The sequence below is a fragment of the Aquirufa echingensis genome (assembly GCF_042714525.1).
In the GTDB taxonomy this organism is placed as follows: domain Bacteria; phylum Bacteroidota; class Bacteroidia; order Cytophagales; family Spirosomataceae; genus Aquirufa; species Aquirufa echingensis.
In genome coordinates, this window is sequence record NZ_JBBKYA010000002.1 from 569,981 (window position 1) to 582,432 (window position 12,452).

9 protein-coding genes are annotated in these 12,452 nt (G+C 42.3%); 6 read left to right on the top strand and 3 right to left on the bottom strand.

The window, feature by feature from the left end:
• Positions 1-101 precede the first annotated feature (101 nt).
• Positions 102-1,472: a UDP-N-acetylmuramate--L-alanine ligase gene (locus tag SKC38_RS05160; protein WP_377975689.1), complete on the top strand. Its 1,371-nt coding sequence runs from the start codon at positions 102-104 to the stop codon at positions 1,470-1,472.
• Here SKC38_RS05160 and SKC38_RS05165 read toward each other — a convergent pair.
• The gene (locus SKC38_RS05165) at positions 1,461-2,735 is read right to left on the bottom strand and encodes a DUF349 domain-containing protein (protein ID WP_377975691.1); all 1,275 of its coding nucleotides are present in this window, start codon (positions 2,733-2,735) and stop codon (positions 1,461-1,463) included. The genes SKC38_RS05160 and SKC38_RS05165 overlap by 12 nt on opposite strands.
• 192 nt (positions 2,736-2,927) lie before the next feature.
• Between SKC38_RS05165 and ettA the strand changes: the two genes are divergently transcribed.
• Genes ettA through SKC38_RS05185 form a run of 4 tightly spaced genes read left to right on the top strand, consistent with a single transcriptional unit; the run spans position 2,928 to position 8,164 of the window.
• Positions 2,928-4,592, top strand: a complete 1,665-nt coding sequence (gene ettA, locus SKC38_RS05170) for an energy-dependent translational throttle protein EttA (RefSeq protein ID WP_377975693.1) — start codon at positions 2,928-2,930, stop codon at positions 4,590-4,592.
• Positions 4,593-4,964: a DMT family protein gene (locus SKC38_RS05175; RefSeq protein WP_377975694.1), complete on the top strand. Its 372-nt coding sequence runs from the start codon at positions 4,593-4,595 to the stop codon at positions 4,962-4,964. It abuts the gene before it with no gap.
• A gap of 1 nt (position 4,965) precedes the next feature.
• Positions 4,966-5,925 carry an AAA family ATPase gene (locus tag SKC38_RS05180; protein ID WP_377975696.1) on the top strand — a complete coding sequence of 320 codons (960 nt, stop codon included), beginning with the start codon at positions 4,966-4,968 and terminating at the stop codon, positions 5,923-5,925.
• Between the two features lie 52 nt (positions 5,926-5,977).
• Positions 5,978-8,164: a glycosyl hydrolase family 28 protein gene (locus tag SKC38_RS05185; RefSeq protein WP_377975698.1), complete on the top strand. Its 2,187-nt coding sequence runs from the start codon at positions 5,978-5,980 to the stop codon at positions 8,162-8,164.
• Positions 8,165-8,240: 76 nt separating this feature from the next.
• Here SKC38_RS05185 and SKC38_RS05190 read toward each other — a convergent pair whose 3' ends face one another.
• Positions 8,241-10,937, bottom strand: a complete 2,697-nt coding sequence (locus SKC38_RS05190; protein ID WP_377975700.1) for a glycoside hydrolase family 2 protein — start codon at positions 10,935-10,937, stop codon at positions 8,241-8,243.
• Positions 10,938-11,039: 102 nt separating this feature from the next.
• Here SKC38_RS05190 and SKC38_RS05195 point away from each other — a divergent pair, with 102 nt between their 5' ends.
• Positions 11,040-12,065, top strand: a complete 1,026-nt coding sequence (locus SKC38_RS05195) for an NAD(P)H-dependent glycerol-3-phosphate dehydrogenase (RefSeq protein ID WP_315577421.1) — start codon at positions 11,040-11,042, stop codon at positions 12,063-12,065.
• Here SKC38_RS05195 and SKC38_RS05200 read toward each other — a convergent pair.
• Positions 12,057-12,452 (bottom strand): HIT family protein, encoded by a 396-nt coding sequence (locus SKC38_RS05200; protein ID WP_377975702.1) that lies wholly within the window; start codon positions 12,450-12,452, stop codon positions 12,057-12,059. The two genes, SKC38_RS05195 and SKC38_RS05200, sit on opposite strands and share 9 nt — an antisense overlap.

Below are 12,452 nucleotides of genomic sequence, written 5' to 3' on the forward strand. Positions count from 1 at the left end.
AGTCAGATGAATTGTACTCAAGCGTACTTGAGTTTGTGGAAAAACGTGCAAAACTGCAATAAAAGTATGTACTTTGCAAACGAATTACAGATTAAGTTATTATGCCCAAAATACATTTTATCGCAATCGGCGGCGCTGCCATGCACAATTTAGCATTAGCATTGAAAACAAAAGGCTACGAAATTAGTGGCTCCGACGATGAGATTTATGAACCTTCCAAAAGTTTATTAGCCCAACACGGCATCTTACCTGAGGAATTTGGTTGGTTCCCAGAAAAAATAACGACAGATTTGGAGGCGGTCATCGTGGGCATGCACGCGCGTCCTGACAATCCAGAATTACTGAAAGCCCAGGAATTAGGTATTCCCGTAGAATCCTATCCATCCTTTTTATATAAGCAAAGCCTTAACAAGCAACGCATCGTCATTGCAGGAAGTCACGGCAAAACGAGCATTACCTCCATGGTTTTGCATGTACTTAAAACCTTAGGACGGAAGTTTGACTATTTAGTTGGCGCCCGTATCGAAGGCTTTGAACTCATGGCTTCCCTATCCGATGCTCCGATCATCATCATCGAAGGGGATGAATACCTCGCATCTCCGATTGACCGTCGGGCGAAATTTCTTTTATACCAGCCGCATATTTGCTTGATTTCAGGAATAGCCTGGGATCATATCAATGTCTATCCAACCTTTGAATCCTACACAGACTCCTTCAAAACTTTGATCGCGGGATTACCCAAAGCAGGTAGTTTATTCTTTGACCAAACAGATTCGGTACTAAATCATTTAACGGCCGACTGCCCTGAACATTGCGAAAAAACGGGATATGAGGCACATCCAGCGAAAATTGACAATGGCCAGACTATTCTGAAAGGGGAAGATGGCAAGTCGTATCCGATTCAAGTTTTCGGGGAACATAGCTTGAAAAACTTGAATGGTGCACGCTTAATCTGCGAGCAAATTGGCGTAAATCAAAGCGATTTTTATGAGGCGATTGCCACATTCAAAGGTGCAGCGAAGCGTTTGGAATTAGTAGCTTCATCGGAAACAAGCTTATTGTATAAGGATTTTGCACATGCACCATCGAAAGTGAAAGCAACGACGCAGGCTTTAAAGAATCAATTTCCAAGCCGTAAACTTGTGGCCTGTTTAGAGCTACATACATTCAGCAGTTTAAATCCGGCATTCTTACCTGAATATGCGGAAACTTTGAATCTAGCGGATGAAGCGATTGTGTATTTAAGCGAACATGCGCGCGAAATCAAACGCATGGATCGTATGGAAGAATCCGTTGTGAAAACCTATTTCAAACATCCGAATCTGAAAGTCATCCGTGATGCGGAAACACTGAAACAGGTAATTTTGGCCCAAACCTGGTCAAATGCGAATCTCCTGATGATGTCATCCGGAACATTTGATGGTTTAGACCTTCCTGCACTAGGAAATGAGATGGGCTTATTAAGCGTTTAATAAAGCGTCAAGTTCTGTTTTAAAGCCGGTCAAAAGCAATTCCTTCATGCTAATCTTACGCTTCTGCGTATTGATTTTACTGATGACAGGCTTCTCTTCCATTTGACGGTCACTTTCTGCTTGCGCAATGAAATCCTCTAACTCGCCTCGCTCCTTTTTGGTCATGTAATCCATTTGATTAATCATGATCTTCAACTGCTCGATGCGCGGTTTTTCATTCAAAGCAGGATGGCGATAGGAAATCACACGTAATAGATAATTCATCTCAAATATCTTATCACAGACATTCCGGAATCGTTCAGCCATTTGGCGGTCAACCGATTTAATTTGTGCCGTGATTTCTTTCCATTTGACTAAATAAGCCTTAGCCAAATCAGCCGTGGAAACGATATTTACTTGGTCATGTAATTTCAATTCCAATTCACCTGTCATGGAAGTCAACTCTTGAATACGAGGATCTACCCGAGGTTTGTATTCAATCCCTTTGACGCGGTTATATTTTTCAAAGAACATGTCATTAGCCTTCTTGAAATTCTTCCATAACATGGATTGTTTCTTTGGAGGCAAGCCTACGACATTCTTCCATTCTTTTTGCAATTCTTTTACTTTGATAATTGAGTCATCCAAATCTTCCGCTTTACGCAATTGGTGAACAGAATCGATGAAGCCCTGTAACAGCGCAATCTTTTCATCAATCTGGCGATTTTTCTCTTCGAAATACGCCCGACGACGCAAGAAGAAATCATCCATCACCGCTTGAAAACTTTCCGTTAAGCTATCTTGAAACTGCTTGTCAACTGGACCTGTCTTCACCCATTTGGCTTTCAATTCCATCAAATCTTCCGTCGCTTGCAAGACATCTTCTTGACCCGCAATCGCTTTCGCATCCTCAATAAGGGCACGTTTGATTTCGAGGTTTTTAATTTGATTATTTTGGATCAAATCGCGCAAGAATACCTCTAATGAATCCAGCTGCTTAAATAGTGGCACAAAATCACCCAAGCCATCAAATTCAGCCAAATAGGCTTTCATCTGAACGACTTTGGTCAAATAAGATCCTTTGTTTTGAACATCATTGATTTCGGATGCTAGCTGAATAACTTTGGTTTTAGCTAATTCAAAGCGATTGACAAAGTAGTCTAAAGCTTCTTGTTCAGTATTGCGAACAAATCCAATTTCACGTTGAGGGAAGTTTAAATAGGCATTGATGTACACTTTGCCATCTTGGCAAAATCCGTACTCATTTTTTACGAGGTGGTTCATAGAGTTTTTAAAATAAAGAGCTTCGAGCAAACGCGCTAACTCAAGGACTTAACATTGGATTTATTCAAATAAAATCCAGACACAATTTATCTATTTTTTTATGAATAAATAAAGAATTCCACCCCCGAAATTCATTTTTTTACACAAATTTCACATTCTTTGCAGGTTCTTTTCAAATTTTAAGCAAATAACATGAGTAACGAGACGATTATCTTTTCGATGGAACGGGTTTCCAAAGTCATCCCACCACAGAAAACGATTATTAAAAACATCTATCTTTCCTTCTTTTACGGGGCTAAAATCGGGGTATTAGGTCTCAATGGATCTGGTAAGTCGACCTTACTTCGTATCATCGCGGGACTAGATAAATCCTACACGGGTGATGTTGTTTGGTCTCCCGGCTACAGTGTTGGCTTGCTTGAACAAGAACCACAATTAGATCCCAATAAAACGGTTCTGGAAGTTGTGGAAGAAGCTGTGGTGGAAATCAAAAACTTGTTAAAAGAGTTTGATGAAATCAATGAGGCTTTTGCAGATCCGGATGCCGATTTCGATAAATTATTAGCCCGCCAAGGGGAAGTACAAGAAAAACTTGACCATTGCAACGCGTGGGAATTAGATACACGCTTGGAAAAAGCCATGGACGCCTTGCGTTGTCCGGATTCTGATGCACTTGTTAGCACGCTCTCAGGAGGAGAAAAACGTCGCGTGGCACTTTGCCGCTTGTTGTTACAGGAGCCAGATGTTTTATTGCTTGATGAGCCGACCAACCACTTGGATGCGGAATCTGTGGATTGGTTAGAACAACATTTACGCCAATACAAAGGAACAGTTATTGCTGTAACTCACGATCGTTATTTCTTGGATAACGTGGCAGGATGGATTTTAGAATTAGATCGTGGCGAGGGAATTCCTTGGAAAGGAAATTACTCATCTTGGTTAGAGCAAAAACAAAATCGTTTAGCACAAGAAGAGAAGACAGAATCACGTCGTCAAAAAACCTTACAACGCGAGTTGGAATGGGTTCGTATGGCTCCCAAAGCACGCCAAGCCAAGTCCAAAGCACGTATCGGCGCTTACGAGAAATTATTATCCGAAGAGAATCGCCAGAAAGAAGACAAATTAGAATTATTCATACCGGCAGGTCCTCGTTTGGGAAATAAGGTAATCGAAGTTCAAGGTGTTTCTAAATCCTTTGGCGATAAATTATTGTATGAAAACGTAAGCTTTTCATTACCTCCAGCAGGTATCGTAGGAATCATTGGGCCAAACGGTGCCGGTAAAACAACGATGTTTAAATTAATTACGGGCCAATTACAGCCGGATTCTGGCAGTTTTGAGGTGGGTGAAACGGTGAAGTTGGCCTATGTAGATCAGGAGCACAATCAATTAATTGCGGAGAAGTCGGTCTACGAAACCATTGCCGAAGGGAACGATTGGATCATGTTAGGAGGTAAGCAATCGAATGCACGCGCTTATGTGAGTAAATTCAACTTCAACGGAGCAGATCAAGAGAAGAAAATTGGCAATTTATCTGGAGGGGAGCGTAACCGCGTTCACTTAGCGATGATGCTGAAGGAAGGTGCGAATGTGTTGTTGCTGGATGAGCCAACCAATGACTTGGATGTTAATACATTGCGAGCATTAGAAGAAGGACTTGAAAATTTTGCGGGATGTGCTGTGGTTATTTCCCACGACAGATGGTTCTTGGATCGTATTGCTACGCATATTTTGGCATTTGAAGGCGATTCGCAGGTGACTTATTTTGAAGGAAACTATTCAGAATACGAGGAAGCACGTAAAAAACGTTTAGGCGACGCGACACCGAAACGTATTCGTTACAAGAAATTACAATAGATGAGAGGATTGATTACGATCATCTTATTGGCCCTTTCGAACTTGTTTATGACCATCGCTTGGTATGGTCATTTGCAATGGAAGGAAACATCGTGGCTGAAACATGCAGGGATTTGGAGTATCATATTTTTCAGTTGGGGACTTGCGTTCTTTGAATATGTCTTGCAAGTACCCGCCAATAAATTAGGATTTAAAGCAAACGGAGGTCCGTTTACTTTCTTTGAATTGAAAACGATTCAAGAAGCATTATCCCTGATAGTGTTCACACTTTTTCTTATTTTCGTCGTTAAGTCCGAAAAATTAGCTTGGAATCACTTCGTCGGCTTTGGATTAATTATCCTGGCGGTCATCGTGATTTTTAAAAAATGGTAATATGAATTCGAGAGAAAAAATTCAAGCAGTCATTGATGAAATGGGCAAGGTGGTGGTTGGTCAAGAACGCCTCATCAACCGTTTGCTTGTTGGCCTTTTTACCGGAGGGCACGTCCTATTAGAAGGTGTTCCAGGTTTAGCCAAAACATTGACAATCAATACACTTGCCAAAATCTTGGATTTGCATTTCCAACGGATTCAATTTACACCGGATTTACTTCCTTCCGACTTGGTGGGAACGATGATTTACAATCCCTTAAAAAACGAATTTGAAGTAAAAAAAGGGCCTATTTTCGCACAAATTATTTTGGCGGATGAGATTAACCGTGCCCCGGCAAAAGTGCAATCGGCTTTGTTGGAGGCCATGGCTGAAAAACAAGTGACGATCGGCGAAACAACCTATCCTTTGGACAAGCCATTTTTGGTATTGGCGACACAAAATCCGGTGGAGCAAGAAGGAACATTTCCATTGCCGGAAGCACAAGTAGACCGCTTTATGCTGAAGGTTTTCTTAAATTACTTAGATAAAGAACAAGAGCTTGAGGTGATGCGTAAGATGTCGAATATGGACTTCAACTATGTGCCAAAGGCCATTTTGAGTTTGAAGGACATTCAGGCGATTCGCAAAGAGATTAATGAAATCACGATTTCGGAAACCTTGGAACGCTACATCATTGAATTGATTTTTGCGACGCGTAATCCAGCGGACTATGGCTTAACGAAGGAAGCGGATTACATTCAATTTGGAGCATCACCACGCGCAAGTATTCATTTAAATCTAGCGGCCAAAGTAATGGCTTACTTAGCGGGCCGTGATTATGTTTTGCCAGAAGACATCAAAGAAATGACTCCGGATGTGTTAAACCACCGGATTATTTTGACTTATGAGGCTGAGGCAGATAACATCACGAGTTTGCAAATCATTCAGACGATTTTGAGTTCGGTGGCGATTAATCGCTAAATCTTCAGTAAATCAGGCGAATTAATTGCTTTTAAGGTCAAATTATGACCTTATGAGACTTCGTTTTGCGCTGATCATCAGCACATTTTTACTCTTCAGCTTCTCGGCTACCGAACCACTTCGCGTATTTTTAATTGGCGATTCTACGATGGCCGACAAAATCCCCGCAGATTTTCCTGAAACCGGTTGGGGTATGCCATTTGCCAAATTGTTCAATGAGGCAGTCGAGGTTCAAAACCATGCATATAATGGTCGGAGCACCAAAAGTTTCCGCCGCGAAGGTCGCTGGGCGAAGGTGCAATCCCAATTAAAAAAAGGGGATTATGTATTTATTCAATTTGGCCATAACGATGCCAAAGCAAGTGATACATCTCGCTTTGCACCCGCTCAAACGGATTTCCGTGCAAACTTGATTCGTTATGTGAAAGAGACGCGTGCGGCTGGGGCAACGCCTATTTTATTAACCCCAACACAGCGTCGTAAATTTGATTCGACGGGCGTGTTTGTGGATCAGCATGCCGACTACCCTAATGTCGTTCGCGAAGTAGCTGCACAGGAAAAGGTGATGTTGATCGATGTCGAAAAAGCGAGCAAAGCGATCATTCAACAGGAGGGCCCCGAAGGAGCTAAAAAACTATTCCTTCATTATCCCGTTGGCATTTTTAAGAAATTCATGAAAGGCGTAGCTGATGATACGCATTTCTCGCCTTATGGGGCAACACGCATGGCTAATTTGGTGGCTGATGCACTAAATAACTCGACGGAGCATTTAAAAAGCTTTCTGAAAAAATCCGATTTTACACAAAAATACGCCTTTGAATTACCGAATGTGGCAGGTACGGCATTTAAAAAAGACACGTTTAATATCGTACAATATGGCGCTAAAAGTTCTATTGGACTTTTGAATACAAGTGCGATCCAACAAGCCATTCAAGTTGCGAATGAGCAAGGTGGCGGCGTGGTACTAATCCCGGCAGGATTTTGGATTAGCGGACCCGTGCGAATTTTGTCCCATGTGAATTTACATTTGGCTCAAGGTGCGGTTTTGCAATTCAGTAATAATCCGAAAGATTACCCCTTGATTCGGACGAATTGGGAAGGCGTAGATGCCATTCGTGCACAATCGCCCATTTCAGCTTTGGGTGCGCGTAATATTGCCATTACGGGACAAGGCATCATTGATGGCGCTGGGGAAGCTTGGCGTCCGGTTAAAAAAGGAAAATTAACTGCGGGTGAATGGGAGAAACTAGTTCGTTCAGGGGGCGTTTTAGATCCGAAAAAAGAGACATGGTATCCATCGGCAGGTGCATTGAAAGCTTCCACCTTGGACCAACCAGGGGTGGTCGCTGCCGGATTTACGGAGTTGAATACAGAAGAAATCAAGGAATTTGTTCGTCCGAACATGATCAGTTTACGGGAATGTGAACAGGTTTTATTGGAAGGCGTTACCTTTCAAAATTCCCCAGCATGGAATATTCATCCTTTACTTTGCAAGCATTTAACGGTTGAAAACATCACGGTAAAAAATCCATGGTTTGCCCAAAATGGGGATGGCATTGATATCGAATCTTGTGAATTTGTTTCGGTACGCAATTCGCGTTTCGATGTGGGAGATGATGGAATTTGCATCAAATCTGGGAAAGATGCGGAAGGTCGGAAACGAGGAAGACCCAGTGCACATATTTTAATTGAAAACTGTGTCGTATTTCATGGACATGGGGGTGTTGTTGTGGGAAGTGAAATGTCGGGCGGCGTACATGACTTATTTGTCCGTAATTGCCAGTTTCTAGGGACGGATGTGGGTCTACGATTTAAGACAGCCCGCGGTCGGGGTGGAATCGTGGAAAACATATTCATCCGTGATATTTCCATGAAAAACATTGCTGGGGAGGCGATTCTCTACGACATGTATTACCAAGGCAAGGATCCGGTGGCGACGTTTGGAAATGGCGGAGAAACACCCAAAATCGAATTATTGCCGGTGAATGAGGGCACACCACAGTTTAAAAACATTTTTGTCGATAATGTGGTAGCGAAAGGGGCTGAAACAGGTTTATTAATCCGCGGCTTACCCGAAATGCCGATTCACCATATTCAGTTGAGTAATTTGGATATCGAAAGTATGCAAGGATATCGCGTGATTGAAGCGAAAGACATTACGATTAATCAAGCTAAATTCACGGAGACAGGAACGAAAAAATCGGAATTGTATCACGTGAAGAACTGGAAGTTAAATTAAATCCTCTCCCTCACCTTTGCCAATCCTCCAAGGTTTGGCAAAGGTAGTGGGAAAAAAGTTCAAGAAATTGATAATCTTACTTACGCAGAATCAAGATACTCGGATCTGTTACGTAACGCCCCGATTGATCCCCATAAAGCGCCAAGCCACCCCGAGTCGATTCAAAACGAAGCACCAATTTTCCTGTTTTTAAAGCAGCCTGCCATGCAGCTGGAGGAATTAGGCCTTGCACTAAATAGCCATAGGTTCCCGCTTCATCCAATTTATTATTTCGTGCTTGATAATGCCATGATAAGATTCCTTGGTGATCTGCAGGGTCATCCGCCAGCACTGTTTCGAATGCATTTACACCATTAACGGAAATACGTAAATTTGCCGGAGAAGCATAAGCATCCGTTTGCGGATAAGCATTCGGATTCACGCCCGGATCAAAAGTACCTTTGCCAAGCATATAATCCCCATCCATTTTCCCTGCATCTGAACGATCTTTACCTAAAATAGGTTTGGCAGACGCCTCCACCATAAAACGAACCTCGGCTATATCAGCCCCTGAAATAGGAAATTCATATTCAAAATAACCTGCTCCTGCCCCATTCACTTTATGCCCTAAAACCCCTGACCATTGCTTCTCTGGAAATTGCGCGGAGCTAAAGCGCTCTACGGGAACCGAAACAAATTCCAATTTAGGATTCGATGGTTTCAAATTTCCTTCTTCCACGATGATATGCGCAAAGTTACGGTGGAGCACCTTACCTGCCGCATTCGTTAAGACAAAAGTCAGGGTATTCACCGACTTATCTTTGGGCAGAACCACAGCCAAAGAATCCAAGGCTTTCACATCCCAAGGCGCAAATTTTAATGGCAATTCTTTGGTCCAATGCGCTTGCTTTTCACCCCATGCCGTAATACCAGCAAATGAAATTTTTAAGCGTAAATCACCCGACAAATCGGTCATGGAAGACAAATGCAAAGGTATTTTTACCGTTTGACCCGCTTTCCCAGCCCAAGTAATTTCTTGCCCAGTAGACACATAATAAGGTCCATGCAAATCCTTCAAGGTCATACCAGGAACAATAGCACTTAAACCCGTTTCTTTCTCCGTACGGTCAAACTTATAATATCCATTCCACTCATTAATCACATCGTGATGCTCCGTGTACAACCATCCCGCCATCTTCGGATGATTTCGAAATGAATTCATCGCCTTGTGATAATCAAACGTATAATCTACATCGCCCGTGCTTCCTTGATATCCCCAAACATTCCCAAATTCCGAATTAATCATCGGTTGGGCCCCTTGCACATATCCTTTTTCAAAATTCCATTGGCTTCCTGGAAATAAATTTTTCGACTGATCATCCATCAATTTATCCCACTCATACCCCGCCTGATACGCATGCCATGACTGAATATCCGTCTCCGTATGCCCACGGCCGCAGCAAACTGAATTATCTTCTACCAAACGCGTTGGATCCAACGATTTGGCCAAACGATAAACCGATGCCACCCACTTTTGAGTTTCAGGTGTATAAACCGACTTCTTATCAATATGCGTAAACAAACCCCAGGTCTCATTAAAGGTTATCCAAGAAAAAATCGCTGGGTGATTGAAATCACGCTTCAACATCTCTCGCAAGGTATATTCCGACTCCCGCTGCATATCTGCATCTGGCTCTCCCCAAGAATTTGGTAAATCCGACATGACCAATAATCCCAATTTGTCAGCCCAATACAATTTACGTGGAATATCCACTTTGATGTGTGTACGAATCCCATTCAAACCAATTCGCTTACTCCGAATGATCTCATCCTTCATAAATGCATCGGAAGGAAAAGTATAAAATCCATCCGGATGATAACTTTGATCCAGGGCTAATTGCACATAAATGGGCTTATTATTCAAGGCGATGTAGGGAATTTTTGATCTAGGAAGTGGCGTCACCGAAATCTTCCGCATCCCAAAATAGCCATGCACTTCATCCGACCCTAATCCTAACGTCAAATCATACAAATAAGGATCTTCCAAAGACCATAAATGTGCTTTATTCAATTGTAATGAGAGTTCCGCAACAGACGAACCCTTTTTCACAAGTGCAGCAGCTGATTGTCCATTCGAAAGCTTGAGACTCACCCGCGTATCTTTCGAGGCCTCACTCCCCAAATAAGCTTTGATAAGAACCGAACCCTTATCTATATCGGGATAAACAGCATAATGATCGATGTAATCTGAACCACGTGCATCTAAATAAACGGTCTGCCAAAGTCCACGCGCATTTCCATAGCCTTGTTTTCCATATAAAGTAAACATCCGACGTTTATCATCGACACGAATATCCACTCGCTGAGCTTGACCTGGCTTCATAAATGTAGTCACATCGAAATCAAACGGGGTATATCCGCCCTTATGTTCCCCCACAAATTGACCATTCACATATACCGAAGTATGCCAATCTGATGCACCGATATTTAAGAATACACGTTTTGCCCCCCAAGTAGCCGGCACTTGAAATGTCCGGTGATACCAAGCCACATCGGCTTCGTCCTTCACACCAGAAAGTTTAGAACCCCATGGAAATGGAACTTGAATTTTATAAGCGAATTTGGAAGGAATAGTAAACGTAGAATCAAACGTAAAATCCCAAGATCCATTTAAATTCAACCATTGGGTCCGCATTAAATCGGGCCGGGGATGTTCAGGAAGCGCTTGATTTGATTTTTGAGCATAGCTAAGAAAGCTAGCTCCTAATAGTAGGATAGCAAATAGTTTTTTCATAGGTTTAGATTTTTGCATGGGCATTAACCAATGCGAAAACAAATTCGGCAAAATTTCTGATTGTTTCAGCTAATTTTTAATTTAATAGGTAATTTTACGGCTATGAGTCAATTAGAAGAATTAAAAAAGAAGATTCCCACACAGGTTGCCGTGATTGGTGGAGGTAGCTGGGCAACAGCACTTGTTAAAATTTTATCCGAAAATCAGGTAAAAATCAAGTGGTGGATTCGCCGGAAATCAGACGTTGACTTCATACGTAAATACAATCACAATCCTAGTTACTTAACGGATGTGGCCATCAATCCCCGCAAAGTAAAGACCTATAGCAAGATGTCAGAGGCCCTATCCGGCGTCGAATACATCATCTTAGCCGTACCGGCAGCATTTATTCCTGAGACATTGAAGGACCTCAACAGTAAACATTTTGAGGGAAAGAAAATCGTTTCAGCGATTAAGGGGATGATTCCGGAGGAGAATTTATTGGTCACCGACTGGATGGAAAAAGCATTTAATGTACCCATCAGCCAGACCTGTGTAATTGCAGGACCTTGCCATGCGGAAGAAGTTGCATTAGAAAAACAATCCTATTTGACTATCGCATCTCCATCTTTGGCGGTTGCGCAATCCTTCTCAAACTTATTAAACAGCCGTTTCTTGCAAGCGCATGCGATAGAAGATTTATATGGCGTAGAGTATTGCGCTGTTATCAAAAACATCATCGCCATGGCTTGTGGTATTACACGCGGCTTGGGTTTTGGAGATAACTTCCAGGCTGTATTGGTGAGCAATGCCATGCAAGAAATCAAAATCTTCCTTGATGCGGTTTATCCAGAAACGAATCGTGACTTGAACAGTTCGGGTTATTTAGGCGATTTACTTGTAACAGCCTATTCGCAATTCTCTCGGAATAGAACCTTCGGAAATATGATTGGTCGGGGATATTCCGTCAAATCTGCTCAAATCGAAATGAATATGATTGCGGAAGGTTATTATGCCGTACGAAGTATTTATTCGATTTCGCGCCAACACAATATTCACCTTCCGATTATCGAAGCTGTTTACAACATCGTTTATCAGAAGGCGAATCCACAAGTGGAAATGAATAAACTCAAAGGTTTCTTAAAGTAAATAAGACCGAATTTTCTCAGCCGTAGCGGCCAAAGATTCTTGACTTGGCTTCAGTTTTTCTTGCGAAAAATTGATGTCCAACATGCGGTTCATCGGCACTAAATGCACATGTGCATGGGGTACTTCCAATCCAATCACGGCAACACCCACCCGCTTACAAGGAATAGCTTTTTTGATGGCGGGTGCGACCTTTTGGGCAAACTTCATCAAGTCCCCCAATAATTCAGGTTCCAAATCGAAAATGTAATCAACCTCTTGTTTGGGTATTACTAACACATGACCCTCCACAAGCGGCATAACATCCAAGAATGCCATGAAACGATCGTCTTCTGCGATTAAGTGACAAGGAATCTCGCGATTCACAATTTTGGTAAATATCGTAGCCAT

Excerpts from the sequence above, each read along its gene's own strand:
- SKC38_RS05195 (WP_315577421.1), top strand. The coding sequence starts at position 11,040 with ATGAGTCAATTAGAAGAATTAAAAAAGAAGATTCCCACACAGGTTGCC.
- SKC38_RS05165 (WP_377975691.1), bottom strand. The coding sequence starts at position 2,735 with ATGAACCACCTCGTAAAAAATGAGTACGGATTTTGCCAAGATGGCAAA.
- SKC38_RS05200 (WP_377975702.1), bottom strand. The coding sequence starts at position 12,452 with ATGGCTACGATATTTACCAAAATTGTGAATCGCGAGATTCCTTGTCAC.
- SKC38_RS05185 (WP_377975698.1), top strand. The coding sequence starts at position 5,978 with ATGAGACTTCGTTTTGCGCTGATCATCAGCACATTTTTACTCTTCAGC.
- SKC38_RS05175 (WP_377975694.1), top strand. The coding sequence starts at position 4,593 with ATGAGAGGATTGATTACGATCATCTTATTGGCCCTTTCGAACTTGTTT.
- SKC38_RS05180 (WP_377975696.1), top strand. The coding sequence starts at position 4,966 with ATGAATTCGAGAGAAAAAATTCAAGCAGTCATTGATGAAATGGGCAAG.
- SKC38_RS05190 (WP_377975700.1), bottom strand. The coding sequence starts at position 10,937 with ATGAAAAAACTATTTGCTATCCTACTATTAGGAGCTAGCTTTCTTAGC.
- SKC38_RS05160 (WP_377975689.1), top strand. The coding sequence starts at position 102 with ATGCCCAAAATACATTTTATCGCAATCGGCGGCGCTGCCATGCACAAT.
- ettA (WP_377975693.1), top strand. The coding sequence starts at position 2,928 with ATGAGTAACGAGACGATTATCTTTTCGATGGAACGGGTTTCCAAAGTC.